We start from the raw sequence: 26,501 nt of genomic DNA, 5'->3' as shown, positions 1-26,501 counted from the left end.
GTGGCGCGAATCACCTGATCCACTGCTCACAGTGTCCCTACCTGCCGGTAGATTCAGAGCCTCCTGGACGATCAAGTCTGAAACTTGTTCTAGATTAGCGTCCCGGCGTAATCTCGCGGGACAGTGCATGCAGAAGGGGGCCCAGAGTGACCGCTGAGGCCAGTCAGGCGGGTCCCCAGGAGGACCTCGCCGCCGACGGCGAGCGACCGCTCCACATCGCACTCCTCACCTATAAAGGGAACCCGTTCTGCGGCGGCCAGGGCGTCTACGTCCGCCACCTCTCCCGCGAGCTGGCCCGCCTCGGCCATCGCGTCGAAGTCATCGGCAGCCAGCCGTATCCCGTCCTCGACGAGGACGAGGGCTACGACGGCCGCCTGAGCCTCACCGAGCTGCCGAGCCTCGACCTCTACCGCTCGCCCGACCCCTTCCGCACCCCGCACCGCGACGAGTACCGGGACTGGATCGACGCACTGGAAGTGGCGACGATGTGGACCGGTGGCTTCCCGGAGCCGCTCACCTTCTCCCTCCGCGCCCGTCGTCATCTCCGCGCCCGGCGCGGCGAGTTCGACGTCGTGCACGACAACCAGACCTTGGGATACGGGCTGTTGGGGGATGTGGGTGCCCCGCTGGTCGCCACCATCCACCACCCCATCACCGTGGACCGGCAGTTGGAGCTGGACGCCGCCGAGAACTGGCAGCAGCGCATGTCCAAGCGCCGCTGGTACGCCTTCACCCGCATGCAGAAGCGGGTCGCGCGCCGGCTGCCCTCGGTCCTCACCGTCTCCGGCACGTCCCGCACCGAGATCGTCGACCAGCTGGGGGTCCGGGACGACCGTATCCACGTGGTCCACATCGGCGCCGACACCGACCTCTTCTCGCCGGATCCGTCGATCCCCGTGGTCCGCGGGCGGATCGTCACGACGTCCAGCGCCGACGTCCCGCTCAAGGGCCTGGTGTTCCTGGTCGAGGCGCTCGCGAAGGTGCGCACCGAGCACCCCGACGCCCATCTCGTCGTCGTCGGCAAGCGGCCCACGCGGGGCCCGGTCGCCCAGGTCGTGGAGCGCTACGGCCTCGAAGGCGCCGTCGAGTTCGTCAAGGGCATCTCGGACGCCGAACTGGTCGACCTGGTCCGCTCGGCGGAGGTCGCCTGCGTGCCGTCGCTCTACGAGGGCTTCTCGCTGCCCGCCGCGGAGGCCATGGCCACGGCGACGCCGCTGGTCGCGACGACCGGCGGGGCGATTCCCGAGGTGGCCGGACAGGACGGCGAGACGTGCCTGGCGGTGCCGCCTGGGGACTCGGGAGCGCTGGCCTCCGGCTTGAGCCGGCTGCTGGGTGACCCGGAGTTGAGGGCGCGGCTCGGCGCCGCCGGGCGTGAGCGGGTGCTACGGCACTTCACGTGGGCGCGGGCCGCCGAGGGCACGGTGACCCGGTACCGCGAGGCGATCGCCCGCTCCGCGGGCACGGCCACCAGCCGCCCCGCGGCCCCGACTCCGGGCCGCTCCGCGGCCTTTGCGGATGCCGACCTGACCGGTGCCCCCCAACCGTCCGACGCCGATATCAACACCGAAAGCAGGGCCACGTGCTGACCGTCGACTTCTCCCGGTTCCCGCTCGCCCCGGGCGACCGCGTTCTGGACCTCGGATGCGGTGCCGGCCGGCACGCGTTCGAGTGCTACCGGCGCGGTGCCCAGGTCGTGGCGCTCGACCAGAACGGCGAGGAGATCCGCGAGGTCGCGAAGTGGTTCGCGGCGATGAAGGAGGCCGGGGAGGCGCCGGAGGGGGCGAGCGCCACCGCCATGGAGGGGGACGCCCTCGCGCTGCCCTTTCCCGACGAGTCCTTCGACGTCGTCATCATCTCCGAGGTGATGGAGCACATCCCGGACGACAAGGGCGTACTCGCCGAGATGGTCCGGGTGTTGAAGCCCGGCGGCCGTATCGCCATCACCGTCCCGCGCTACGGTCCCGAGAAGGTCTGCTGGGCGCTGTCCGACGCGTACCACGAGGTCGAGGGCGGCCACATCCGCATCTACAAGGCGGACGAGCTGATCGCCAAGATCGAGGAAGCCGGACTGAAGCCGTACGGCACGCACCACGCCCACGCGCTGCACAGCCCCTACTGGTGGCTGAAGTGCGCGTTCGGTGTCGACAACGACAAGGCGCTGCCGGTGAAGGCGTACCACAAGCTGCTCGTCTGGGACATCATGAAGAAACCGCTGGCCACCCGGGTCGCCGAGCAGGCGCTGAACCCGCTGATCGGCAAGAGCTTCGTGGCGTACGCGACCAAGCCGCACCTGCCGGCGGTGGACGCGCGGTGACGACGCCCCGGACAGAACACCTCGTCCTGCCCGGGGTCCTCACCGCCGGGCAGGCCGCCGCGACCGTCGCCGGCATCCTCGCCGTACAGCGGGAGGACGGGGCGATCCCGTGGTTCCGGGGCCATCACCTGGACCCCTGGGACCACACCGAGGCCGCGATGGCCCTGGACGCGGCCGGTGAGCACGAGGCCGCCGAGCGGGCCTACGAGTGGCTGGCCCGGCACCAGAACGAGGACGGCTCCTGGTACGCGGCCTACGCCGACGGCGACTTCGCGGACGTCACCGACCGGGGCCGGGAGACGAACTTCGTCGCCTACATGGCCGTCGGCGTGTGGCACCACTACCTCTCCACCGGCGACGACACGTTCCTGGACCGCATGTGGCCGGCCGTCCACGCGGCGATCGAGTACGTCCTCCGACTCCAGCAGCCCGGTGGGCAGATCGGCTGGAAGGGCGAGGACGACGGCACTTTCACCACCGACGCGCTGCTGACCGGCTCCTCGTCCGTCCACCATGCCCTGCGCTGTGCGCTCGCCATCGCCGAGCAGCGTGAAGAGCCGCAGCCGGACTGGGAGTTGGCGGTGGGCGCGCTGCGGCACGCGATCCGCCGGCACCCCGAGCGGTTCCTCGACAAGGACCGCTACTCGATGGACTGGTACTACCCGGTGCTGGGCGGCGCGTTGACGGGTACGGAGGCCAAGTCCCGTATCGAGGAGGGCTGGGAGCGCTTCGTCGTCCCGCATCTCGGTGTGCGCTGCGTCGTCCCCAACCCGTGGGTCACCGGCGGCGAGTCGGCCGAACTCGCCCTCACCCTCTGGGTGATGGGCGAGTCCGACCGGGCGCTGACGATCCTCCAGTCGATCCAGCACCTGCGGGACTCCGAGACCGGCCTGTACTGGACGGGCTACGTCTTCGAGGACGAGGCCATCTGGCCCCTGGAGCTGACCACTTGGACCGCGGGCTCGCTGCTGCTGGCGGTAGCCGCTCTCGGTGGCCACGAGGCGACGTGCGCGGTGTTCGGTGGCGAGCATCTGCCGGGCGGGCTGGATCCGGACTGCTGCGACTGACCGCGCCCCGAAAGGGGCGCGGGGCTGTGTCACGGTGCGGCTGGGCCGCGTGGGCGCGACCAGCCCTCACCGGCCCGCAGGTTCACCCCCCGTCCTTCCGGCGGAGGCTCAGTGCCGCTGCATCCGGCCGGCGATCGCGTGGCCGACGAACAGGTAGACGACCGCTGCCAGGCCGTAGCCCGCGATCACGCGCGCCCAGGCCTTGTCGAAGGTGAACAGGTCGCGTGACCAGCCCGCCAGCCAGTCGGCCGCGTTGTGGACGAACTGCACCAGGTCGTTGGCACGGTTGGCGTCCATCAGGTACATCAGAATCCACAGGCCCAGGATGAGGGCCATGACGTCGGCGACGATCGCTATGACCGCCCCGGCCCGATTGCCGCTGCTATATCGAGACATACCTTGCGGATTGCCGCCGCTTCCCGGATGAAACCCGAACGGCTTCCCCCGAGTGGCGCAGCACACCGGTCCGGGGCAGGCTGCCTGAGGAGACACCGACTCGGGGAGAGAACCCCGGAGGACCCGTGCCCGTACCGCTGTCCGTCCCCGTACGGCGCCTGCTCGTGGCGCTCACCCTGTGCTGCGCCCTCCTCGCCACCGGCACCGCCTGCTCCCGTGGGAGCGACACCGCCCAGGACACGGCAGCCGTCGCCGCCGCTGCCGACACCCCCAGCCCCAGTACCTCCGCCGAACGGCAGAAGTTCGCCAAGACCCGCTTCGTCGCGAACGCGGGGCTCGCGGCCGGGGCGACGTACCAGTGGATCGTGAAGCCCTGGAAGGCCGGCAAGTTCAAGAAGGGCGCGCACGGGCGCAAGCTCGCGCTGGTCAAGGCGGGTCTCGCGGGCGCGTTCGCGTACAACCGTCTGAAGGCCGCCACCCGCAACGCCCAGGGCGATCCCACTCTCTCCAAGGCCCTCGCCCCGCTCGCCGCCGGCATCGACGCCCTCAAGGACCTCCCGTCCAAGCTGCGCAAGGGCGACTCGACGGACTCCACGGCGAGCTCCTTCGACGACATCATCAACAAGGTGAAGGACGCCGGGAAGAGCGCGGGTGCCGAGGTGAAGGACAAGGTCCCGTCGGCCAGTGAACTGACCAGTGGCTCCTAGGGACTTTCGCAACAGCCCTAGGAGTTGAGCTCGGCGAGCACCCGTAGCGACGCGCGGTCCGGGGCCAGTGCCAGCAGGTCGGTCACCGGCCCCTTCCGCCACAACTCCAGCCGTTCGGCGATGCGTTCACGCGGCCCGACGAGCGAGATCTCGTCTGCGAAGGCGTCGGGCACGGCCAACACGGCCTCCTCCCGGCGCCCTTCCAGGAACAGCCGCTGAATCCGCCGCGCCTCCTCCTCGTACCCCATCCGCGCCATCAGATCGGCGTGGAAGTTGCGCGCCGCGTGCCCCATACCGCCGATGTAGAAGCCGAGCATGGTCTTCACGGGCAGCAGCCCTGCGCGTACGTCGTCACAGACCCGCACCTGGGCCATGGGGGCGACGAGAAAGCCCTCGGGGAGCTGCTGAACCGCGGGACCGTAGACATCGGGCCGGGTCGGCGACCAGTACAACGGCAGCCAGCCGTCCGCGATCCGGGTCGTCTGCTCGACGTTCTTCGGCCCCTCCGCGCCGAGCAGAACGGGCAGTTCGGCCCGCAGGGGATGCGTGATGGACCTGAGCGCCTTGCCGAGCCCGGTCCCGTCCTCCCCCCGGTACGGATGCGAGTGGAACCGCCCCTCCAGCACGACCGGCGCCTCCCGCCGCAGCACCTGCCGTACGACGTCCACGTACTCACGGGTCGCGGTGAGCGGCGACTTCGGGAACGGCCGCCCGTACCACCCCTCCACCACCTGCGGCCCGGACAACCCGAGCCCGAGCAGCACGCGCCCGCCGGAGAGGTGGTCGAGCGTGAGCGCGTGCATGGCGGTGGTCGTGGGCGACCGCGCGGCCATCTGCGCAACGGCCGTCCCCAGCTTGATCCTTGAGGTCTGCGCCGCGATCCAGGTCAGTGGTGTGAAGACGTCCGAACCCCATGACTCGGCGGTCCACACGGAGTCGTACCCGAGCCGCTCGGCCTCCTGCGCGAGCGGGACATGGTCCGCGGAGGGGCCGCGGCCCCAGTAGCCGAGGGAGAGACCGAGTCGCATGACGCCTCCGGTTCCGATATCTGACGGTCAGTCAGTTATGGGCTGCGGGCAGCGACTGTACGACAACGGCCCCCCGCCCGGAAGGGCGAGGGGCCGGTAGGCCCGTGGTCCTGCTGGTCAGCCGCGCTGGATGCCGGACGTGTCCTGCAGCACGCCGCGGCGGCCGTCCTGCGTCTGGGCGACCAGGCCCGGGCCGCGCTGCTCGACGGCCAGGTACCAGGTGCCCGGCGCCAGTTCGGCGATCGGCGTCGGCGAACCGTCCTCCGCGAACAGCGGCCGCGGCACCGGAACGGCGAACCAGAACGGCGAGAAGTCCCCGGCCGGCGCCGGCGGCTGGGCCTGCGCCTGCGCGGGCTGCGGCTGGGCACCGTAGGGCTGACCCGGCTGCGGCTGACCGCCGTACTGCGGCTGCTGGGCGCCCGGGTAGCCGTAGCCACCGGGCTGCTGGGCGCCGTAGGGCTGGGGCGCCTGCGGGGTGGGGGCCGGGATCAGGGCCGCCTGGAGGGCGGGGACGAGGGGGGTGGCGACGGCGGCGCCGGCCAGGACGAGGGCGGCGATGAAGCCGAGGATGAGGCCGCCGGCGGGGCTGGTGTTCTTGCCGCTGTCCACCAGGTACCAGAACAGGTTCCAGGCCGAGAGGACGCCGAACGCCGTGCCCACCACTCCGAGATCGAGACCGGCGACCTTGCGCGGCTGCGGGAGGCAGCGGTTGACAACGATCAGGGCGCCACCGATGACTCCGCCCATGTACAGGCCGAGGCCCGTGCCGAGGCTGTCCCACGCGTTCACGTCAACGTCGTAGCCGGACACCGTGTAGAGGTTGAGGAACGACGCGATGAAGAGCAACACCGCTGCCCCGATCACCGCACCGTCGCCTCGAGTGAGGGAGCGGATATTCACTTCAGGTCCTTCGTAGGTCGTCTCGTCGTCGGTAGACCCTATCGCCCACCCGACCTGGGTGTCCGCAGGGATCCGACCGGCGATCACGAAGCGCGCAGGAAACTCACGATTCCTTCAGAGATTCCCTGTGCCGCCTTCTGCCGCCAGGCTCCGCTGGTGAGCAGTGCCGCGTCCTTGCTATCGCGCATGTTGCCGCACTCGATGAACACCTTGGGAACCGTTGACAGATTGAGACCGCCGAGGTCTGTGCGGGTCACGAGGCCGGTGCCCTTGCCGATGTAGTTGGACGCGGGTTCACCCGTGACGCGTACGAAGTTGGCCGCGACGCGCAGGCCGAGGGCGGCGGACGGGTCGACGATGGCGCGGTTGTCCGCGGCGCCCGCGTGGACGGAGCCCGGCATGATCACGTGGAAGCCGCGGTTGCCGGCCGCCGAGCCGTCGGCGTGGATGGAGATCGCGGCGTCGGCGTGGGCGTCGTTGCCGATGCGGGCGCGTTGGTCGACGCAGGGGCCCCAGGCGGGGGAGCCGGTGTCATGGGTCAGTTTCACCGTCGCGCCCTGCTTCTCCAGCAGTGCCTTGAGGCGGTGGGAGACGTCCAGCGTGAACTGGGCTTCCGTGTAGCCCGCGTTGGTGGAGGTGCCCGTCGTGTCGCACTCCTTCCAGTTCGTGCCGATGTCCACCTTGCGGTTGATCTCGGCCGTGTGCTGGAAGTTGCCGGGGTTGTGGCCCGGATCGATGACGATGACCTTGCCCTTGAGGGAGCCGGAGGCGGCGGTGGCGGACGAGGTGGGGGAGGCCGGTGTCGGGCTCGGTTGCTTGGCGTCGTCGGAGCCGGTGCCGGAGCCGGAACCGGAGGCAGTGGTACCGGTCGACGCCGCCGACGTGGACGTCCGCACCGTCGCGTGCGCCGACCCCCCTCCGTCCCCCGACCCGCCGACCGCCTCGTACACGAGCCATCCGAGCAACGCCCCCGGCACGAGCGCGGCCACGGCCACGGTCAGGGGGCTGCGACGGGGACGGCGGGGCTGGGGCGGATCGAACTCCGGGCCTAGGTACGACACGTCTGCCACCCTAGCGGCCGGGCATGGGGTCCATTGGTTGCATGAGGCGTTGCACGAGGCTCCACGAGGGGGCACCGTCCACCGCTCCCGGTCATGGGGCCCTGGGGGTGCCTCGTGCCCCGCGCCCGCCAAGACCACTCGCCGGCCGGGTATGTCCGTTCGCTCAGAGTGTCCGCACGCGCGGATGACAGGAGGGCCGCGCCCTCAGATCCCCGCTCCCGTTCGCCGCAGCACCCGCAGTGAGTCGGTCGCCGCGATCTCCGTGAAGGCGCCGGAGGCGAGGGCCCGGAGGTAGACGCGGTAGGGGGCCTGGCCGGTGAACTCGTCCTCGGGGTCGGGGAAGACGTCGTGGATGAGGAGGAGGCCGCCTTCGGTGACGTGGGGGGCCCAGCCCTCGTAGTCGGCGGTGGCGTGTTCGTCGGTGTGGCCGCCGTCGATGAAGACCAGGCCCAGGGGAGTGCCCCAGAACTTCGCGATCTGGGGGGAGCGGCCGACCAGGGCGACGACGTGCTCCTCCAGGCCGGCGCGGTGCAGGGTCCGCCGGAACGTCGGCAGCGTGTCCATCAGGCCGATCTCCGGGTCCACCGTCTCCGGGTCGTGGTAGTCCCAGCCGGGCTGCTGCTCCTCGCTGCCGCGGTGGTGGTCGACCGTGAGGGCGGTCACGCCCGTCTCGCGGGCCGCGTCGGCGAGCAGGATCGTGGAGCGGCCGCAGTACGTGCCGACCTCCAGGAGGGGCAGCCCGAGCGCGCCCGCCTCCACGGCCGCCGCGTACAGGGCGAGGCCCTCGCCCGTGGGCATGAACCCCTTCGCGGCCTCGAACGCGGCCAGGATCTCCGGCTTGGGTGCCGCGGGCATGGGGCCTGCCTTTCCAAAGGGGGTCGCAACAGACGTGTGGCTCTCGGTGCCCATGCTGCCGTACTCGTCGGTAGGCGGGCGACCGAGGGGCACGCCACGACCGCTCGGCCGGCGCCCGCACCCGGTGCGGCCGAGCGGGTCGCGCCCGTGGTCGAACCGGTCCGCGGCCGGTGTGTCCTCGCTGCGGAACACCGTCCCGACCAATTCCCCGCCCCCTGCCCGCCGTTCGCGGCGCCATCTGCGCATGGACATGAGAACGGCCCTCTCCCCTCGCGACCGAGGGGAGAGGGCCGTATCGGAGTGCGTCAGTGCGCGGCGACCGACTCGCCCGGGAGGGAGAGGTCCAGGTCGACCGGCCGCTCCTCGCCCCCGTGCGTCGCCGACGAGGCCAGCGGACCGTGTCCGACGGCCCGCGCGGCGAGGACGTACGCGCCCTCGCCCGGCACCGCGAGGACATAACTGCCGTCCGCGCCGGAGAGCGTCGCGCCCGCCTGGCGGCCCCGCCGGTCGATCAGCGTGACCTTGGCGCGGGCGACCGGGCCGCCCTCGGCGTCCAGGACGCGGCCGCGGAAGCCGCGCAGGACCTCCTCGGCGCGCTCGATGTTCGCCTCCTCCTCGCTGCTGGCGCGCAGTTGCGGGGCGCGGTTCGGCTTCGGCAGGAACAGGGCCATCAGCAGGCCGACGGCGACGGCGCCGGTCGCGATCAGGAAGGAGACCCGGAAGCCGTGCATGGTCGGGATCTCGACGCCGTTCACGGTGTTCGCGGTGTTGGCCAGCACCATGCCGATGACGGCGCTGGAGACCGACGTACCGATGGAACGCATCAGGGTGTTCAGGCCGTTCGCCGCGCCCGTCTCCGAGGCCGGGACCGCGCCGACGATCAGGGCGGGGAGGGAGGAGTACGCGAGGCCGATGCCCATGCCCAGGAGGACGGCGATGACCAGGCTCTGCCAGGCCGCGCTCATCAGGCCGAGACCGGCGCCGTAGCCGATCGCGATGATCAGCATGCCGAGGATCAGGGTGACCTTCGGGCCGTACTTGGCGGAGAGGCGGGCGTAGACCGGGGCGGTGAACATCATCGTCACGCCCAGCGGGGCCACCAGCAGGCCCGCGACGACCATCGACTGGCCGAGGCCGTAGCCGGTCGCCTTCGGCAGCTGGAGCAGCTGGGGCAGGACGAGCGAGACGACGTAGAAGCTGACACCGACCATGATCGACGCCAGGTTGGTGAAGAGGACGGCCGGGCGGGCCGTGGTGCGCAGGTCGACCAGCGGTGCCTTGGAGCGCAGTTCGAACAGGCCCCACAGGAGCAGGATGACGGCCGACGCGGCGAACAGGCCCAGCGTGGTGCCGGACGTCCAGCCCCAGTCGCTGCCCTTGGTGATGGGGAGAAGGAAGAGGACCAGCCCCGCGGAGAGGCCGATCGCGCCCAGGACGTCGAAGGAGCCCTCGGCACGCATCGGGGACTCCGGTACGACGAGGAGGGTGAGGAGGATCGAGACGACGCCGAGGCCCGCCGCACCGTAGAAGAGGGCGTGCCAGTTCGCGTGCTGGGCGACCAGGGCCGCGAGCGGCAGCGCGAGTCCGCCGCCGACGCCGATCGAGGAGCTCATCAGGGCCATCGCCGAGCCGAGCTTCTCGCGGGGCAGCATGTCGCGCATCAGGCCGATGCCGAGCGGGATGGCGCCCATCGCGAAGCCCTGGAGCGCACGGCCGGCGATCATCGGGAGCAGGGTGCTGGTGAAGGCGCTGACCAGCGCGCCGACCACCATCACCGCGAGGCTGAGGATCAGCATCCGCCGCTTGCCGTAGAGGTCGCCGAGGCGGCCCATGATCGGGGTGGCCACGGCGCCCGAGAGCAGCGTCGAGGTCAGGACCCAGGTGGCGTTGCTGGGTGCGGTGTCCAGCAGCTGCGGCAGGTCCTTGATGACCGGGACGAGCAGGGTCTGCATCACCGCGACAACGATGCCCGCGAAGGCGAGTACCGGGACCACGGCCCCGCTCGCTCTCCGGGTGGGCTGGTCGTTCGTCGTGTGGGTCATTGCGTGAGGCCTCCGAGAAGAGATAAGTGCACGGTAAACCTCGTATGCACAGGCAACTATTCCGTTGCTTCGGGCCTCTAACGAATTCTTGACCGGGTCTTGGGGATCTGATCGGCCGTCAGGGGTCTGGTGAGTTTGTGGAACGTGTTCTAGTCTCGCGCGCCATGAGGGCATATGTGGCCGGGGTCGGGATGACCAAGTTCGAGAAGCCCGAGACACGGGACTGGCAGTACTGGGACATGGTGCGGGAGGCGGGCGGCGCGGCGCTCGCGGACGCCGGGGTCTCGTACGGCGAGGTGCAGCAGGTCCCCGTCGGCTACTGCTTCCAGCCCTCCACGGCCGGCCAGCGCGCCGCCTATGAGCTGGGTCTCACCGGTGTCCCCGTCTACAACGTCAACAACAACTGCGCGACCGGATCGACCGCGTTGATGCTGGCGCGGCAGCTGGTGGAGGGCGGGGGCGCCGACTGCGTGCTGGCGCTGGGCTTCGAGAAGATGAAGAAGGGAGCGTTGGGCGGGGGAGCCGACGGTGGCGACTTCTCCACGTCTCCCGTCGCCCGGCACTACGGTGTCATGGCCGCCCGGCACGGCTTCGAGATGACGCCGCCCACCGCGCAGATCTTCGGCGACGCGGCCCGCGAGCACATGGAGCGGTACGGCACGACGGAGGCGCAGCTCGCCGCGGTCGCCGCCAAGAACCACCGGCACTCGGCGCACAACCCGTACGCGCAGTTCCGGGATGTGTACGAGGTCGACGACATCCTCGCCGCGCGGACCGTCCACCGTCCGCTGACCAAACTCCAGTGCTCGCCGACCTCGGACGGCGCGGCGGCCGCGGTGGTGGTGTCGGAGCGGTTCGCTCAGGCGCGCGGGCTGACCGGGCTGGTCGAGATCGTCGCGCAGGCGATGACGACGGACACCGAGGAGTCCTTCGCGTCCGGGTCCTGCATCGACGTCGTCGGGCAGCCGATGTCGCGGGAGGCGGCCCGGCAGGTGTACGAGCGCTCCGGACTCGGGATCGAGGACGTGGACGTCGTGGAGCTGCACGACTGCTTCTCCGTCAACGAGCTGCTGACGTACGAGGCCCTCGGGATGTGCGGGGAGGGGGAGTCCGGGAAGCTCGTCGAGTCCGGGGCGACGACGTACGGCGGGCGGTGGGTGGTGAATCCGTCCGGCGGGCTGATCTCGAAGGGGCATCCGCTGGGGGCCACCGGGATCGCCCAAGTGGCCGAGCTGGTCTGGCAGGTGAGAGGGAAGGCCGGGGAGCGGCAGGTGCCCGGGGCGGAGGTCGGGCTCGCGCACAACATCGGGTTGGGCGGGGCGGCGGTGGTGACGATGGTGCGGGCCGCATCGTAAGGCGTGGAGGGGCCGTCGTAGGTCGTAGGACGACATCCCGATGCAAGGGGCGCAACCCGGTTGAGAGCATGACGGACATGTTGGAAGCCGCTGACGTCACCCGGAGTTCGTCCCGTCGTACCGCTCCTCCCCTGTGGCTGGTGGTGGCGCTCGCGTGCGCCGGCCAGTTCCTGGTCGTGCTGGACGTGTCCGTCGTCAATGTGGCGCTGCCGTCGATGCGGGCCGACCTCGGGCTGAGCGCGCAGGGCCTGCTGGGGGTGCCCCCTCTGGGCGGAGGTTCCTGGTGGGGCTCGCCCTGTTCACCCTGGCCTCGCTGGGCGGCGGGCTGGCACAGGAGGGCGGGCAGCTGCTGGTCGCGCGGGCCGTGCAGGGGCTGGGGGCGGCGGTGCTCGCGCCCTCGACGCTGACGATTCTCACGTCCGCCGTGCCGGAGGGCGCGGCGCGGGCGCGGGCGATAGCGACCTGGACCGCGGTGGGCGCCGGGGGCGGTGCGGCCGGCGGGCTGGTCGGCGGGGCGCTGGTGGACTGGCTGTCGTGGCGGTGGGTGCTGCTGATCAACGTGCCGGTCGGGGCGGTGGTGCCGGCCGCGTCGGTGAAGTGGCTGGCGGAGAGCCGGAACGGGGACGGGCGGCGGCTCGACCTGCCGGGCGCGGTGCTGGTGACGGCCGGGCTCGGGACGCTCGCCTACGGCATCTCGCAGACCGAGGCCGAGGGGTGGGCGGCGGCCGCGACGCTGGTGCCGCTGGCCGCCGGGGTCGCCCTGATCGCGTCGTTCCTGCTGGTCGAGGCGCGTACGGCGGCTCCGCTGATGCCGCTCGGGCTGTTCCGGACGCGGGCGGTGTCGTCGGCGAACGCGGCGATGTTCCTGTGCGGGTCCGCGATGTTCTGCATGTGGTACTTCATGACGCTGTACACCCAGAACGTGCTCGGCTACTCACCGCTGGAGGCCGGTCTGGCGCTGGTGCCGAGCTCCCTGGCGGTGCTCGTGGGCTCGAAGTCCGCGCCCCGCTTCATGCCGCTGCTCGGCGCGCGGAACGTGGCGGCGCTGGGGACGGTCGTCGCGGCGGTCGGCTTCGGCCGGCAGTCGCTCATGACGACCGAGGGGAACTATCCGACCGAGATCATGTTCCCGGGGATCCTGATGATGCTGGGCGCGGGTCTCACGGCGACCCCGCTCGGGTCCCTCGCCACGTCGGGGGCGGCGCCCGGAGAGGCCGGGCTGGTGTCGGGACTGGTCAACACCTCGCGGACGATGGGCGGTTCGCTCGGGCTCGCGGTGATGTCGACGATCGCGGCGGCCCGGTCGGCGGGCAGTGACGGGCCGGCGGCGCTGACCGAGGGGTACGCGCTGGTGTTCCGGACGGGGGCGGGGGTGCTCGTGGCGGGGGTCGCGCTGATGCTGGTGTGGCTGCCGCGGAACACTTCTTCGAGATTGTCGAAGTGAATCCTCCAGCAGAGGCAACGGTCCGAGCGGCTCATGGACTCCTTTAGACATCTAGGAGGTGCCCATGGGGGATCGCAGGGAGGCTCGGGACACGGAGTTCCAGAGCTTTGTCATCGGCCGCTGGCCGCGGCTGGTGCGGACGGCTTTTCTCCTCACGGGGGAGCAGCACGCCGCGGAGGACCTGGTCCAGTCGACGCTCGAGCAGGTCTTCGTGGCCTGGCGCAAGGTCGGCTCGGCGGACGATCCGGAGGCGTACGTACGGCGCGTGATGATCAACGCGCACGCGCGCAAACACCGCAGAAGGCTGCGGGAGTTCCTGGCGCCGAAGGACGACTCGGGCCTGGTCCGCGAGGTCGCCGACACCGGTGACCGCATCGCCCAGGCCGACGACCGGGGTGTCCTGCTGAAGGCGCTGGCCCAGCTGCCGCCGAGGCAGCGGGAGGCGGTGGTCCTGCGCTACTGGGAGGACCTGACGGAGACTCAGGCGGCGGAGGCGATGGGCTGTTCCGTCGGCGCGGTGAAGAGCAACGCGGCCAAGGGGATCGCGAAACTCCGCGCCATACCGGGACTGGCCGAGACGGTGACGCAGGGAGGGCGTAAGTGATGAGCGCGGACCGGGAAGCGAGCCACGACATGACGGACAGGGACATCGCCCTCCTGCTGGCCGAGGCGGCGGACGGGGTCGAGATCGGTATAGCCCCCACGCAGGCGGTGATGCGGGGTGGCCGGCGGCGCCGGACGCGGCGGTGGGCGGTGGGCACGGTCGTGGCGCTGGCGATCGCCGGGTCGACGGGGACCCTGGCGGCGGCGGGCCTGACGCACGGTGACGGGAACAGCCCGACGCGGGTGGCGACTCAACCACCGGCGCCCAAGCCGCGCCATGTGGACCAGCCGAGGAGCAGCGCGCTCGCGATCGGCACCGATCACGGCAAGCAGTGGGAGGTCGACCTCCAGGTGTGGGACGCCCCGCGCAACAAGGCGGAGGCCGAGGCCCAGTTCGCGGCGATGGCGCTGTACGGGCTGTCGCCGGCCGACGCTTCCCACGCGTCCGACCTGATCGGCAAGACCTCGTACTTCGTCAGCCGCCTCTACGGGGACGCCGACAAGCCGAGGACGGTCATGTTCGACACGGTCAGGCACTGGGATGCCATGTCGGGCAAGGACCTCGAAGCAGGGGCGGTCCCGCTGACGGGCAACAAGGGACCCCAGCGCCTCGTCATCGGCCAGGTGGCGAAGACGGCCCGAGAGGTCACCTGCAGGTGGAAGGACGGCACGAGCACGGTCGTCCGTCTCACGACCGACCCCGGCTCCGTCAACATGGGAGACATGACCATCCGGCCGGCCGACGGCAGCCCGGTCAACTGGTTCGTCTGTCTCGCGCCGAAGGACACGTCGTACAAGTCGGCGGAGGTGACCAAGTAGGTGGCCCGGGCGGGGCCGGGGGAGGCGTCACAGCCACCCCTGCTGCCGGGCCTCCCGCACCGCCTCCATGCGGTTGCGGGTGCCCGTCTTGCCGATCGCCGACGAGAGGTAGTTGCGGACCGTGGACTCGGACAGGTGCAGCCGGGCCGCGATGTCGGCGACGGTCGCGCCGTCCACGGACGCCTTGAGGACATCGCACTCGCGGGCGGTGAGCGGGCTCGGCCCGGCGCTGAGCGCGGCGGCCGCGAGCGCGGGGTCGATCACGGTCTCGCCGGTCAGCACCCGGCGGATCGCCGCGGCCAACTCCTCGACGGGGCCGTCCTTCACCAGGAAGCCGGCGGCCCCGGCCTCCATGGCCCGGCGCAGATAGCCGGGCCGCCCGAAGGTGGTCAGGATCAGCACCCGGCAGTCCGGCACCTGCTCGCGCAGCTCGGCCGCCGCGTCCAGGCCGCTCATGCCGGGCAGTTCGATGTCCAGCAGGGCTACGTCCGGGCGGTGAAGGAGCGCGGCGTCCACGATGGCGTCGCCCGCCGCGACCTGGGCGACGACCTCCAGGTCCTCCTCCAGACCGAGCAGCAGGGCGAGCGCGCCCCGCATCATTCCCTGGTCCTCGGCGAGCAGAACCCGCACGCTCTTCGCCGGGCGATGGTCCCGGGGTATCTCGTCCACGGCCCAAGGGTAGGGCGCGGGCGGGCCGCGGGCCCAACTAAAGAATCGACATAGTTCGGTTCCGGGAGGCTTGACGGTTCCTGACGGTGGCCCAACAATCGCCTCTGCATTGAGAGTTCGCCTTTGCAATTCCCGTGCCCGCACCCCCACTCGCAATTGTTCGGCATTTCGACCAGTGAATTTGTTTCGATAATTTCGTCGAACGCTGTTCGGGATATCGGACAATGAGGAGGCTCACCGTGTTCTCAAGACTCAGAACCGCGACCCTGGCGGCGCTCTCCGCGCTGATCACCGTGCTCGCACTCGCCGTCGGCGTCCCGCAGGCCCAGGCCGCCGGCTCGCTGCCCTGTGACATCTATGCCGCCGCGGGCACCCCCTGCGTCGCCGCGCACAGTCTGGTCAGGGCGCTGTACTCCGCGTACAACGGCTCGCTGTATCAGGTGCAGCGCGCCTCCGACAGCGCCACCACGAACATCGGGCTGCTGGCCGCCGGCGGATACGCCAACGCCGCGGCCCAGGACTCCTTCTGTTCCGGCACCACCTGCATCATCACCAAGATCTACGACCAGTCCTCGCGCCACAACGACCTCACGGTCGAGGGCGCGGGCGGCGCCGGAGCGGCCGATGTCGGGGCGCCCGCGGACGCCCTGCCGGTGACCGTCGGCGGGCACCAGGTCTACGGCCTGGAGATCTCGGCCGGCATGGGCTACCGGGACAACTCCACCTCGGGCGTCGCCACCAACGGCGGGGCCGAGGGGATGTACATGGTCACCTCCGGCACCCATGTCAACGGCAGGTGCTGCTTCGACTACGGCAACGCCGAGACGAACAACAAGGACACCGGCAACGGCCACATGGACGCGATCAACTTCGGCACCGAGTGCTGGTTCTCGCCCTGCTACGGCGGTGGACCCTGGGTGCAGGCCGACCTGGAGAACGGCCTGTTCCAGTCCAACCTCGGCTACAGCACGAACTCGTCCAACACGGGCACCGGCGCGCTGCCGTTCGTGACCGCGCTTTTGAAGAACAACGGCCAGGACCATTTCGCACTGAAATGGGGTAACGCGCAATCCGGCGGGCTGACCACCACCTATTCCGGCAGTGAGCCCACCAACGCGAGCGGTTACTCGCCCATGCACCAGGAGGGCGCGATCGTCCTGGGCACCGGCGGCGACAACAGCAACGGCTCCATCGGCTCCTTCTTCGAGGGCGTCATGACCTCCGGCATCCCGACGGACGCGGCCGACAACTCCGTCCAGGCCAACATCGCCTCGGTCGGCTACGGTGGTGCGACCGGCTCCACCGGTTCGCTGACGCCCGGTTCGGAGATATCGCTGAAGGCGACCACCTCCTGCTGCACCGCCGACTACATCCGGCACCAGAACAACGCGGCGGTCATCTCCGCCATCACGTCGAGCAGTTCGACCCTCGACAAGAACGACGCCACCTGGATCGTCCGCAAGGGCCTGGCCAACAGCTCCTGTGTCTCCTTCGAGTCGCGCAACTACCCCGGCGACTTCCTGCGCCACTACAACTTCAAGCTCTACCGCCAGCCCATGGACGGCACGGCGATCTTCAGATCCGACGCCACGTTCTGCCCGACGACCGGCAAGAGCGGCACGGGGACGTCGTTCGCGTCGTACAACTACCCGACCAGGTTCATCCGGCACTACAACCTCAACGTCTACGCGGCCAGTGACGGCGGCTCGAACGACTTCGACAGCGCCACGTCCTGGACGGACGACGTGAGCTGGGTGGTCAGCGCGCCCTGGGCGCCGTAACCGGCTCGGGGGCCGGCACGGCATCGCCGGGCTCCAGCGGGAGTTCGGCGGTGACCGTGAAACCGCCTCGCGGCGACGGTCCGGCCCGCAAGGAGCCGCCGGCCGCCGCGAGGCGCTCGGTCAGGCCCTTCAGGCCGGTGCCGCCGATGCCCGGGAGGGACGGCGAGGACGGCTCGCCCTCCACGGTGCCGTTGTCGGTGACGGTGAGGCGTACGCGCTCGAAGGCGCTGCTCACGCTGATCTCGCAACGGGTCGCGCCCGCGTGCCGTATGACGTTGGTGACCGCCTCCCGCACCACCCACGCGAGCAGCGCCTCGGTCTGCGGGGCGAGGGGCGCGCCCACGCGGCGCACCGTCGGCTCCACGCCGGCCGCGTCCAGCGCCGAGCGCGCCCGGTCGAGTTCGGTGCCGAGGCTGCCCTCGCGGTAGCCGGTCACGGCCTCGCGGATCTCCGTGAGCGCCTGGCGGCCGACGGACTCGATGTCGGCGATCTGGGCGAGCGCGGCGTCGAGGTCCCGCGGGGCGAGGCGGCGGGCCGCCTCCGACTTCACCACGATCACCGACATGGTGTGCCCGAGCAGGTCGTGCAGATCGCGGGAGAACCGCAGGCGCTCCTTCTCGACCGCCTGCAGGGCCAGCTTCTCGCGGGCGGCCTGCAGTTGCCGTACGGCCTCGGACAGGGAGAGGATCGCGGCCGTCACCATGGTCGACAGGAAGGTGCCGTAGCCGATGCTGCCCGGGTCCGACCCGCCGCGGAGAGCGGTGACGAGGGCGGCGAACGCGGCCAGCAGGATGCCCGTCCTGCCCAGCCACGGCCCGCGCACGACCGCGCCGGTCGCCAGGCCGAGCAGCGGGAAGAACATCAGCCAGTTGCCGCCGTAGCCGATGGCCAGACCCGTGGTCAGCAGGGCCATCACCAGCAGGGCCGCCCGGGTGGACCTCTCCTCGCGCTTCTCCTTCACAAAGGAGCGGAACGTCACATAGATGTACAGGGAGTTGAAGGCGAGCAGACCGACGCCGCCGATCACCGGGTTGGGGGTCTTGCCCTGGAGCAGGTTGGAGAAGGAGCCCATCCCCATCAGCAGCCAGGGCAGCAGAGCGAAGCCGGTGGCCGGCGGGCCCATGCTGTCGGGGACCTTCCCGCCCTTGCGGGCGGCCTTCTGCTGTTCCTTGAAGCGCTCCATGTCGCTCTTCCACACGGCCCGCGACGCCTGCCAGACCCCCAGCAGGCCCAGCACCTTCCGCCGCCATGTCATGTCACAGTCCATCTCATGCCCCCCGGTCAGATGTTCCCCGCGCTGCGTCGGTACGACAGCACAGCGTACGAACCGAATGCCAGCAGCCACAGGGTCAGCACCGCGAGCGCGCCGGGCGCCGGGGCGTGGCCGGCCGCGACCGACGTGCCCAGCTGGGCGAAGCGGTACGTCGGCGTGTATCCCGAGAGGGTGCGCAGCCAGTCCGGGAACAGCGTGACAGGGAACCACAGACCGCCCAGGACGGCCAGGCCGAGGTTGCAGGCCATGTTCGCCACGCCGGTGGTCTGCCCGGTCAGCCGGTAGCCGTTGCCCAGGCCCAGCAGCGTGAACGGCACCGAGCCCAGCCACAGCAGCAGCGCGATCGTCGCCCACTGCCAGGCGTCCAGCCGTACGCCGTTCAGCAGTCCGCCGGCCACGAGCACGGCCACGATGGCCGGCAGCACGGTCACGGAGCCGGTCAGCGTCCGCCCGATCACCACCTGACGCGGCGTCATCGGCGTCACCCTCAGCTGCCGCAGCCACCCGATCGCCCGATCCTCGGCGACCCCGCCACCGGTGTTCAGCGCACACCCGACGGCACCGTAACCGGCCATCCCGACCATCGCCCCGGTCTTCCAACCCCCGTCGTCCGCACCGAGGTGGGTGAAGAGCAGATACATCAGCACGGGCATCGCGATCCCGCCGATGACGAAACCGGCGTCGCGGAGGGTCCGGCGAACCTCAAGCCGCAGGTAGTCGAGCATTACGACGCCTCCGTTTCGCGCGGGCCATGCAGTGCCGGCCCGTGCAGCCCAGCCCGTCCGGGGGCGGAGCCTCCGTGCGCGGTCAGCAAGAGAAACGCCTCGTCCAGAGAGGCCGGCGCGACCTCCAACCCCCGTATCGCATCCAGCCCGGCGAGCGCCATCACCGTCGCGTCCGAGTCGTCGGTACGCAGTCGCACCCGATCCCCCCGCACCTCCAACGACAGCACTCCGGGCAGCAGTTCGAGCCCAGCGGTGCCCCGTCCCGCCAGGTCGAAGGCGACCAGGCTCCCGCCCACCGCCCGCTTCAGCTGTTCGCCCGTGCCGTCGGCGACGATCCGGCCGGCGTCGATGACGAGGATGCGGTCGGCGTAAGCGTCCGCCTCCTCCAGGTGGTGCGTGGAGAACAGCACCGTGTGGCCGAGGCGGGCGTACGACCGCATCGACGCCCAGAAGGCGTGCCGCGCCTCCACGTCCAGCGCTGCCGTCGGCTCGTCCAGGACGATCAGCGCGGGGTTCCCGGCGAGGGCCACCGCGAAGCGCACGCGCTGCGTCTGCCCGCCGGACAGCCGGTCCACCCGGCGCCCCGCGAGATCGGCGATCCCGGCCAGCTCCAGGGCCCGCGCGACCGGCATCGGCGCCGGATAGCGGCCGGCCACGAAGGTGACCAGCTCCCGCACGGTGACCCGGGGGACCGCACGGCCCTCCTGGAGCATGGCTCCGACCCGCCCCGCCCGCACCGAGGCCTCCGGTGGGCCGCCGAACAGCTCGACGCCGCCTTCGTCGGGCTCGGTCAGGCCGAGCAGCAGTGAGATGGTGGTGGACTTGCCGGCGCCGTTGCGGCCGAGCAGAGCCACCGTTTCGCCCCGCGAGATGCGCAGGTCCACGCCCTGGACAGCACGCACGCTGCCGAAACTCTTGACCGCCCCCGTGAAGGACACCGCGGGCGGTGTCCCCGTCGTCTTCGTCATGCCTACGACGCTACGAACCCCGGGCCCCGCCCGGCAGATGCGCTTGTAGGGACTCGGGCAGGACAAATGTCACGGATGGCCCGCGGCCATGGAACTGACACGGCGTCAGGAGCCTTCACAAGTACGGACCACTGGGCTATACAGAGGGCGCCGGACTGGAACGCGTTCTAGATCGGCCACCGTGACGACCTCGGCGCGGCCGACGGTGCGGACGGCCGCGCCGGGGTCTTGAGCCATCCGAACCACCAGGAGCCGTATGCCCATCGACGCAGCGAAGGCCCTCGCCGCCGAACCCCGGTCCGGTGAGATCACCTGGGACCGCAAGGACGTCCAGCTCTACCACCTCGGCATCGGCGCCGGCCTCCCCGCGACCGACCCCGACGAGCTGCGCTACACCCTGGAGTCCCGGCTGCAGGTCCTGCCGAGCTTCGCCACCGTCGCGGGCTCCGGCTCGCCCGGCGTGATCAGCGGTCTGTCCATGCCGGGCATCGACGTCGACCTCGCCAAGGTCCTGCACGGCGGCCAGTCGCTGACCCTGCACCGCCCGATCCCCGTCGAGGGCACGGCGACCGCCACCGGCCGGATCGCCGCCGTCCACGACAAGGGCAAGGCGGCCGTCCTGGTCATGCGCACCGAAGTCGCCGACGCTGACGGCCCGTTGTGGACCAACGACGCCCAGATCTTCGTACGGGGAGAGGGCGGGTGGGGTGGCGACCGCGGCCCCTCGACCCGCCTGGAACCACCCGCCGGTGAGCCCGACCGGATCGTCGAACGCGCCATCCGCGAGGACCAGGCCCTGCTCTACCGCCTCTCCGGCGACTGGAACCCCCTGCACGCCGACCCCGACTTCGCCAAGCGCGCCGGCTTCGAGCGGCCCATCCTGCACGGGCTGTGCACCTACGGCATGACGCTCAAGGCCGTCGTCGACACGCTGCTCGGCGGGGACGTGAGCCGGGTGCGGTCCTACGGCACCCGGTTCGCCGGGGTCGTGTACCCGGGGGAGACCCTGCGCATCCGGATGTGGCAGGGGGACTCCCGGGTGAGGGTCGCCGTCAGCGCGGTGGAGCGGGACGACGCGCCCGTCCTCGCCGACACGATCGTCGAACACTCCTGAGCCATAACGCCGTCGAGGGGAGCCGCACCATGCGAGCAGCCGTACTGCACGAGATCGGCCAGGACAAGCTGGAGGTCCTCGACGACGTCGAGGCGGTGGGCTTCGGGCCCGGGCGGGTGAGGATACGGGTGCGGGCCACGGGCCTGTGCCACTCGGATCTGTCCGCCATGAACGGGGTGCTGCCGCAGCCGGCACCCTTCGTGCCGGGACATGAGGGTGCGGGCGAGATCCTCGAAGTCGGTGAAGGCGTGAGCCACTTGAAGCCGGGTGACCGGGTCGTCGTGTGCTGGCTGCCGGCCTGCGGCGCGTGTCCCGCCTGCAAGCGCGGCCAGACCGAGCTCTGTCTCGCCGGGTTCATGAACGCCGGCACCCCCAACTTCAAGCGCCCCGGCGGCGATGTGTTCGGCTTCGCCGGGACCGGCACCTTCGCCGAGGAGGTCGTCGTCGACGCGGGCTGCGCGGTGCCGATTCCGGACGATGTCCCCTTCGACATCGCCGCGTTGATCGGCTGCGGGGTGACCACCGGGCTCGGTGCCGCCCTCAACACCGCCGATGTGGAGGCCGGTTCGTCGGTCGCCGTCATCGGGTGCGGGGGCGTCGGCATCTCCGCGATCCAGGGCGCGCGGCTCAAGGGCGCGGCGGAGATCGTCGCCGTCGACCCGGTCGCCTCACGCCGTGAGTCCGCGCTCAAGTTCGGAGCCACCAGGGCCGTTTCGCCCGACGAACTGGCCGCCGCCAAGCAGGAGGTCACCGGCGGCGAGGGCTTCGACTACGTCTTCGAGGTCGTCGGCAGGTCGGCCACCGCCCGCACGGCGTACGAGAACACCCGGCGCGGCGGCACCCTCGTGGTCGTCGGCGCGGGCGCCATGGACGACTTCCTCCAACTCAACATGTTCGAGCTGTTCTTCGACGAGAAGCGGATCCTGCCGTCGATGTACGGCGGCGGCGACGTCCTGCGCTCCTACGAGCGCACCATCGCCCTGTGGCGGGCCGGTCGCGTCGACCTGGAGGGCCTGATCACGCACCGGGTGCCGCTGGGCGAGATCAACGAGGCGCTGGACCAGATGCGGACGGGCGCGGCGCTGCGTACGTGCATCGAGATCTGACGGGGGTGTCCGTGTCGCTGCCACTCGAAGGACTGTCGGCCATCGTCACCGGCGCCGGCCGGGGCTTGGGCCGGGCCGAGGCGCTCGAACTCGCCCGGCTCGGCGCGGCCGTCGTCGTCAACGACTACGGCCAGCCCGGCCGGGACGGCTCGGGGGAGGCCTCCACGGGCCCCGCCGAGGAGGTCGCCGCCGAGATCCGCGAGGCCGGCGGTCGCGCGGTCGCCCACACCGGGGACGTGGCCGACTTCCAGCAGGCCCGGCAACTGGTGCAGTTGGCGGTGAGCGAGTTCGGCAAGCTCGACGTCCTCGTCAACAACGCGGGCATCCTGCGCGACCGCATGGTCTTCTCCATGACCGAGGGCGAGTGGGACTCGGTGATCCGGGTCCACCTCAAGGGCCACTTCAACACGACCCACTTCGCGGCCGCGCACTGGAGGGAGCGGTCCAAGGCTGAGGGCGGCCCGGTGTACGGCCGTATCGTCAACACCTCGTCCGAGGCCTTCCTGGCGGGATCGGCGGGACAGCCCAACTACGCCGCCGCGAAAGGCGGGATCGTCGGCCTGACCACCTCGACGGCCCTCGCCCTCGCCAAGTACGGCGTCACGGCCAACGCCATCTGCCCGCGCGCCCGCACCCGGATGACCGAGGACGTCTTCGCGGGCTTCGAGCAGCCGGTCGAGGGCCTCGACCCGCTCGCGCCCGAACATGTAGCACCGCTCGTCGGCTACTTGGCCTCGCCCGCCGCGTCCCGCGCCAACGGCCAGCTGTTCGTGGTGCACGGCGGCATGGTGGCGGTGGTGGACCGGCCGAGGGTGCGGGCGAAGTTCGACAGCAAGCAGGACACCTTCACCTACGACGAGTTGGACGCCGTACTCAGTCCGCACTACGCGGAGCGGCCGGAGGGGGAGACGTTCGGGGCGGCCGAAGTACTCGGCCTCAAGCGGACGTAGACACAAGGAAGGGGCCCGCACATCGTCGGTGATGTGCGGGCCCCTTCGTGTGTACCCTCAGGCAGCTGCCTCGGTGTCCTCGGCCGGCTTGCGGTGGCGGCCACGAGGGGCCGTGTCACCGTCCTGGACCGAACCCGCGCCCCGGTGACGGCCGTGACCGGCGTCCTCCTGGGCATCGGCGGACAGCGGCTGCATGGTGCTTGTGTCGCTCATCGGAAGGATTCACCCCGTCAACACGATCTTTCTTACAGCCCGGCGAGTTTAACCAGCGGACCTCGGGTCGAATCCAGGCGGGCACGCCCATCGGCACTACTTCGTTACAAGACGTGCCAGAGGAGCCTCCCGCAGCGGCACAGGACGCGGTGCGGCGGGCTCCGGAGGATCCGGTTCCGATGCCGACGTCGCCTGCACGGCCGTATCGGCCGTGCACGCTGTATCGGCACCCACCGGATCCTCCGGTCCCCCGTCCTCCGATCCCCCCGATCCCCCCGTTTCCCCCGAGGGCGCCGCCATCCGCGCCACGCCGCACGGCACCTCGGCCGTCGCGTACGGCAGATGCAGCACCCCGTCCCTGGTCCACAGCCCCGCGCCCGTCAACCACCCCTCCGGCGCCGGGAGATGGAGCATCTGCCGGCGGTCCGGCCGCCACAGCCCCACCCAGCCGCCCATCGGCCCGTCCACCCTGAGCGCCACCGCACAGCTCTCCGGCATCAGGACCAGCCCCGGCTGGATGGCGAACGGTGTGACCGTGCAGTCCGGCACCCGCAGGCACTCCGGGAAGCGGACCGGCAGGGTGCTGCCGAGCACGCCCCAGCCCAGCCGGTCCTCGCCCGGCGACGGCGCGTCCGAGCGGATGAGGAGCAGTCCGCTGTCCGGGTCGGCCAGCAGCAGCCGGTCGTCGCTGCCGTCGGTGATCTGGAGGAAGGGGGAGACCTCGCCGCCCCGCTCCAGGTCGACCACGATCGTCTTGGTCGGGCCGCCGACCTCCCGGTCGAGGGCGAGCATCCGGCCCGCGTGGTCCAGCCACGCCCCGCCCGAGCAGCGGCCCGGGATCTCCGTCAGGTGCTCGGGACCGAAGGCCCCGCCCGCCACCAGCCACAGCGTGCTGGAACGCCGGCCGACCGCGAGCGCGTACGCCTTCTCGCCGCACGGCGCCGGCGGCAGCAGCGACAGACGGGTCCCCTCGTCCGGGCACTCGACCGCGCCGAGCAGCACTTCGCCGGTGCCGGGGCCGCTCGGATAGAGAAGGGAGAAGACGTGCCGTCCCTCCGTCATCCGCCGGATCAGCACCCGTCCGTCACCCATCGGCTGCACCTCGGTGCCGGGCTCCTCGGGCTGGTTGCCGGGCAGCGGGACGGCGTACGGCTCCGGGCCGTCCAGCGTCCAGCGCTCCGGGAACCAGGAGTCGCCGTCCAGCGTGAGGCGGGCGGCATAGGCACCGTCCGCGGTGATGGCGCAGCCTGCCCGCGGGGCACCGTCCTCGAGGGCGGTCTCGGGCTCGTACGCACAGGCCGTCATCGTCTGGTCACCTCCGGCCACGACGCTAGTTTTCGCACGCACACGCGTGACATCACGAGGCTCCTGCTTCACACATAAGGGTGGCAGCGGAACGATTCGCCTGAGGGAACGGGGGCGGGTGTGCTGGGCGTGGCCGACCGGGAGCCCCGCGCCCTCGGTACCCGTCGGCTTCGGTTCAGCCGCCCGGATCAGCCAGGTAGCCTTTCAGTCGTGCCCCGTCTGTCTGAAGTCATCGCCGCGCTGGAGAACCTGTGGCCCGCCGAGCGGGCCGAGTCCTGGGACGCGGTCGGCACCGTCGTGGGCGACCCCGACCAGGAGGTCGGCAGGGTCCTGCTCGCGGTCGACCCGGTCCAGGAGATCGTCGACGAGGCGGTGAAGCTGGGCGCCGACCTGCTGGTCACCCACCACCCGCTCTATCTGCGCGGTACGACGACGGTCGCGGCCACCCACTTCAAGGGCCGTGTCGTGCACACCCTCATCAAGAACGACATCGCGCTCCACGTCGCCCACACCAACGCGGACACCGCCGACCCGGGCGTGAGCGACGCCCTGGCCGGAGCGCTGGACCTCCGGGTCGTACGACCCCTCGTGCCGGACCCGGCCGACCCGCAGGGGCGCCGCGGCCTGGGCCGTGTCTGCGAGCTCGACCATCCGCTCCCGCTCCGCGAGTTCGCCCGGAAGGCCGCCGAGCGGCTGCCCGCCACCGCGCAGGGCATCCGCGTCGCCGGCGACCCCGAGGCGACGATCCGCACGGTCGCCGTCAGCGGCGGCTCCGGCGACAGCCTCTTCGACCAGGTCCGCGCGGCCGGCGTCGACGCCTTCCTCACCGCGGACCTGCGCCACCACCCGACCTCCGAGGCGGTGGCCCAAAGCCCCCTCGCGCTGCTCGACGCGGCGCACTGGGCCACCGAGTGGCCCTGGTGCGAGCTGGCCGCCACCCAGCTCGACGAGATCTCCGACCGGCATGGATGGGACCTGCGCGTCCACGTGTCCAAGACGGTCACCGACCCCTGGACGGCCCACGCGGCCTCCTCTGAATCAACCGCAGGAGCCCCCAACTGAACGCCGCGCCCGCCGACCAGATCCGACTCCTCGACGTCCAGTCCCTCGACGTACGTCTGCAGCAGCTCGCGCACCGGCGCAGGTCGCTGCCCGAGCACACCGAGATCGAGTCGCTGACCAAGGACCTCACCCAGCTGCGCGACCTGCTCGTCGCCGCGCAGACCGAGGAGAGCGACACCGCCCGCGAGCAGACCAAGGCCGAGCAGGACGTGGACCAGGTGCGCCAGCGCGCCGCCCGCGACCAGCAGCGTCTGGACTCCGGCGCGGTCACCTCCCCGAAGGACCTGGAGAACCTCCAGCGCGAGATCGCCTCCCTCGCCAAGCGGCAGGGCGACCTCGAGGACGTCGTCCTGGAGGTCATGGAGCGCATCGAGTCCGTGCAGGAGCGGGTGCGCGAGCTGACCGAGCGGGTCTCCTCCGTCCAGTCGAAGATCGACGACGCGACCGCGCGCCGGAGCGCCGCCTTCGAGGAGATCGACGGGGAGGTGGCCACGGTGACGAAGGAGCGCGAGGTCATCGCCGGCACGATCCCCGCCGACCTGCTGGGGCTCTACGACAAGCTCCGCGACCAGCAGGGCGGCATCGGCGCGGCCAAGCTGTACCAGCGCACCTGCCAGGGCTGCCGCCAGGAGCTGTCCATCACCGACTTCAACGACGTCCGCGCGGCCGCCCCCGACACGGTGGTGCGCTGCGAGAACTGCCGCCGCATCCTGGTGCGTACGGCCGAGTCCGGTCTCTAGGAGT

At 71.2% G+C, this 26,501-nt stretch carries 25 protein-coding genes and 1 pseudogene; 14 read left to right on the top strand and 12 right to left on the bottom strand.

Annotated features, from left to right (window positions below):
- Positions 1-146 precede the first annotated feature (146 nt).
- The 3 genes from ACWC09_RS28330 to ACWC09_RS28320 are packed head-to-tail and all read left to right on the top strand — an operon-like array spanning position 147 to position 3,381.
- Entirely contained in the window at positions 147-1,586 is a 1,440-nt protein-coding gene (locus tag ACWC09_RS28330) for a glycosyltransferase family 4 protein (RefSeq protein WP_450853632.1), read from the top strand.
- Positions 1,580-2,314 (top strand): class I SAM-dependent methyltransferase, encoded by a 735-nt coding sequence (locus tag ACWC09_RS28325; protein WP_450853630.1) that lies wholly within the window; start codon positions 1,580-1,582, stop codon positions 2,312-2,314. The genes ACWC09_RS28330 and ACWC09_RS28325 overlap by 7 nt, the downstream gene beginning before the upstream one ends.
- Positions 2,311-3,381, top strand: coding sequence for a prenyltransferase/squalene oxidase repeat-containing protein (locus ACWC09_RS28320; RefSeq protein WP_450853628.1), 1,071 nt, complete (start codon positions 2,311-2,313; stop codon positions 3,379-3,381). The genes ACWC09_RS28325 and ACWC09_RS28320 overlap by 4 nt, the downstream gene beginning before the upstream one ends.
- Positions 3,382-3,489: 108 nt before the next feature.
- On the opposite strand, the gene ACWC09_RS28315 is transcribed toward ACWC09_RS28320, so the two are convergent.
- Positions 3,490-3,777, bottom strand: a complete 288-nt coding sequence (locus tag ACWC09_RS28315; RefSeq protein ID WP_450853626.1) for a hypothetical protein — start codon at positions 3,775-3,777, stop codon at positions 3,490-3,492.
- Positions 3,778-3,914: 137 nt separating this feature from the next.
- Here ACWC09_RS28315 and ACWC09_RS28310 point away from each other — a divergent pair, with 137 nt between their 5' ends.
- Complete coding sequence (locus tag ACWC09_RS28310) at positions 3,915-4,484, top strand: hypothetical protein (RefSeq protein ID WP_450853664.1); 570 nt, start codon at positions 3,915-3,917, stop codon at positions 4,482-4,484.
- A gap of 17 nt (positions 4,485-4,501) precedes the next feature.
- Here the strand turns inward: ACWC09_RS28310 and ACWC09_RS28305 are convergent, their stop codons facing one another.
- The 5 genes from ACWC09_RS28305 to ACWC09_RS28285 form a co-directional block, all read right to left on the bottom strand.
- Entirely contained in the window at positions 4,502-5,512 is a 1,011-nt protein-coding gene (locus tag ACWC09_RS28305; RefSeq protein ID WP_450853624.1) for an LLM class F420-dependent oxidoreductase, read from the bottom strand.
- A 117-nt stretch (positions 5,513-5,629) separates the two neighbouring features.
- Positions 5,630-6,412 (bottom strand): hypothetical protein, encoded by a 783-nt coding sequence (locus tag ACWC09_RS28300; RefSeq protein ID WP_450853622.1) that lies wholly within the window; start codon positions 6,410-6,412, stop codon positions 5,630-5,632.
- 83 nt (positions 6,413-6,495) lie between these two features.
- Positions 6,496-7,473 (bottom strand): N-acetylmuramoyl-L-alanine amidase, encoded by a 978-nt coding sequence (locus tag ACWC09_RS28295; protein WP_450853620.1) that lies wholly within the window; start codon positions 7,471-7,473, stop codon positions 6,496-6,498.
- Positions 7,474-7,677: 204 nt separating this feature from the next.
- Positions 7,678-8,328, bottom strand: coding sequence for a class I SAM-dependent methyltransferase (locus ACWC09_RS28290; protein ID WP_450853618.1), 651 nt, complete (start codon positions 8,326-8,328; stop codon positions 7,678-7,680).
- A gap of 305 nt (positions 8,329-8,633) precedes the next feature.
- Positions 8,634-10,370: an MFS transporter gene (locus tag ACWC09_RS28285; RefSeq protein ID WP_450853616.1), complete on the bottom strand. Its 1,737-nt coding sequence runs from the start codon at positions 10,368-10,370 to the stop codon at positions 8,634-8,636.
- Between the two features lie 164 nt (positions 10,371-10,534).
- Between ACWC09_RS28285 and ACWC09_RS28280 the strand changes: the two genes are divergently transcribed.
- The 4 genes and pseudogenes from ACWC09_RS28280 (at position 10,535) to ACWC09_RS28265 (ending at position 14,591) form a co-directional block, all read left to right on the top strand.
- The gene (locus ACWC09_RS28280) at positions 10,535-11,725 is read left to right on the top strand and encodes a lipid-transfer protein (protein WP_450853614.1); all 1,191 of its coding nucleotides are present in this window, start codon (positions 10,535-10,537) and stop codon (positions 11,723-11,725) included.
- A 77-nt stretch (positions 11,726-11,802) separates the two neighbouring features.
- A pseudogene (locus ACWC09_RS28275) lies at positions 11,803-13,169 on the top strand (MFS transporter).
- A gap of 64 nt (positions 13,170-13,233) precedes the next feature.
- Positions 13,234-13,773 carry a SigE family RNA polymerase sigma factor gene (locus ACWC09_RS28270; RefSeq protein WP_450853612.1) on the top strand — a complete coding sequence of 180 codons (540 nt, stop codon included), beginning with the start codon at positions 13,234-13,236 and terminating at the stop codon, positions 13,771-13,773.
- Entirely contained in the window at positions 13,773-14,591 is an 819-nt protein-coding gene (locus ACWC09_RS28265; RefSeq protein ID WP_450853610.1) for a hypothetical protein, read from the top strand. Before ACWC09_RS28270 ends, ACWC09_RS28265 begins: the two co-directional genes overlap by 1 nt.
- Before the next feature lie 27 nt (positions 14,592-14,618).
- Here the strand turns inward: ACWC09_RS28265 and ACWC09_RS28260 are convergent, their stop codons facing one another.
- Positions 14,619-15,251, bottom strand: a complete 633-nt coding sequence (locus ACWC09_RS28260; RefSeq protein WP_450853663.1) for a response regulator — start codon at positions 15,249-15,251, stop codon at positions 14,619-14,621.
- Between the two features lie 233 nt (positions 15,252-15,484).
- On the opposite strand from ACWC09_RS28260, the gene ACWC09_RS28255 reads away from it, so the two are divergent.
- Positions 15,485-17,041 carry an alpha-L-arabinofuranosidase B gene (locus ACWC09_RS28255; RefSeq protein WP_450853608.1) on the top strand — a complete coding sequence of 519 codons (1,557 nt, stop codon included), beginning with the start codon at positions 15,485-15,487 and terminating at the stop codon, positions 17,039-17,041.
- Here ACWC09_RS28255 and ACWC09_RS28250 read toward each other — a convergent pair.
- Genes ACWC09_RS28250 through ACWC09_RS28240 form a run of 3 tightly spaced genes read right to left on the bottom strand, consistent with a single transcriptional unit; the run spans position 17,019 to position 20,007 of the window.
- Positions 17,019-18,296, bottom strand: coding sequence for a sensor histidine kinase (locus tag ACWC09_RS28250; RefSeq protein ID WP_450853606.1), 1,278 nt, complete (start codon positions 18,294-18,296; stop codon positions 17,019-17,021). The genes ACWC09_RS28255 and ACWC09_RS28250 overlap by 23 nt on opposite strands.
- Before the next feature lie 26 nt (positions 18,297-18,322).
- Positions 18,323-19,039 carry an ABC transporter permease gene (locus ACWC09_RS28245; protein WP_450853604.1) on the bottom strand — a complete coding sequence of 239 codons (717 nt, stop codon included), beginning with the start codon at positions 19,037-19,039 and terminating at the stop codon, positions 18,323-18,325.
- Entirely contained in the window at positions 19,039-20,007 is a 969-nt protein-coding gene (locus ACWC09_RS28240) for an ABC transporter ATP-binding protein (protein ID WP_450853602.1), read from the bottom strand. Before ACWC09_RS28240 ends, ACWC09_RS28245 begins: the two co-directional genes overlap by 1 nt.
- 256 nt (positions 20,008-20,263) lie before the next feature.
- On the opposite strand from ACWC09_RS28240, the gene ACWC09_RS28235 reads away from it, so the two are divergent.
- The 3 genes from ACWC09_RS28235 to ACWC09_RS28225 are packed head-to-tail and all read left to right on the top strand — an operon-like array spanning position 20,264 to position 23,177.
- Positions 20,264-21,121 carry a MaoC/PaaZ C-terminal domain-containing protein gene (locus tag ACWC09_RS28235; RefSeq protein WP_450853600.1) on the top strand — a complete coding sequence of 286 codons (858 nt, stop codon included), beginning with the start codon at positions 20,264-20,266 and terminating at the stop codon, positions 21,119-21,121.
- A gap of 29 nt (positions 21,122-21,150) precedes the next feature.
- Positions 21,151-22,227: a Zn-dependent alcohol dehydrogenase gene (locus ACWC09_RS28230; protein WP_450853598.1), complete on the top strand. Its 1,077-nt coding sequence runs from the start codon at positions 21,151-21,153 to the stop codon at positions 22,225-22,227.
- Positions 22,228-22,238: 11 nt separating this feature from the next.
- Positions 22,239-23,177: a 3-oxoacyl-ACP reductase gene (locus ACWC09_RS28225; RefSeq protein WP_450853596.1), complete on the top strand. Its 939-nt coding sequence runs from the start codon at positions 22,239-22,241 to the stop codon at positions 23,175-23,177.
- A gap of 57 nt (positions 23,178-23,234) precedes the next feature.
- Here ACWC09_RS28225 and ACWC09_RS28220 read toward each other — a convergent pair whose 3' ends face one another.
- Together ACWC09_RS28220 and ACWC09_RS28215 are read right to left on the bottom strand one after the other, a co-directional pair.
- Positions 23,235-23,390: a hypothetical protein gene (locus ACWC09_RS28220; RefSeq protein ID WP_450853594.1), complete on the bottom strand. Its 156-nt coding sequence runs from the start codon at positions 23,388-23,390 to the stop codon at positions 23,235-23,237.
- Positions 23,391-23,486: 96 nt separating this feature from the next.
- Entirely contained in the window at positions 23,487-24,695 is a 1,209-nt protein-coding gene (locus ACWC09_RS28215; protein WP_450853592.1) for a hypothetical protein, read from the bottom strand.
- Positions 24,696-24,905: 210 nt separating this feature from the next.
- Between ACWC09_RS28215 and ACWC09_RS28210 the strand changes: the two genes are divergently transcribed.
- Complete coding sequence (locus tag ACWC09_RS28210; RefSeq protein WP_450853590.1) at positions 24,906-25,757, top strand: Nif3-like dinuclear metal center hexameric protein; 852 nt, start codon at positions 24,906-24,908, stop codon at positions 25,755-25,757.
- Complete coding sequence (locus tag ACWC09_RS28205) at positions 25,754-26,497, top strand: zinc ribbon domain-containing protein (protein ID WP_450853662.1); 744 nt, start codon at positions 25,754-25,756, stop codon at positions 26,495-26,497. Before ACWC09_RS28210 ends, ACWC09_RS28205 begins: the two co-directional genes overlap by 4 nt.
- Positions 26,498-26,501 lie beyond the last annotated feature (4 nt).

This window comes from Streptomyces sp. NPDC001617 (genome assembly GCF_053596855.1).
The sequence above is the reverse complement of the archived record's forward strand: the minus strand, read 5'-3'. Positions and strand labels throughout refer to the sequence as shown.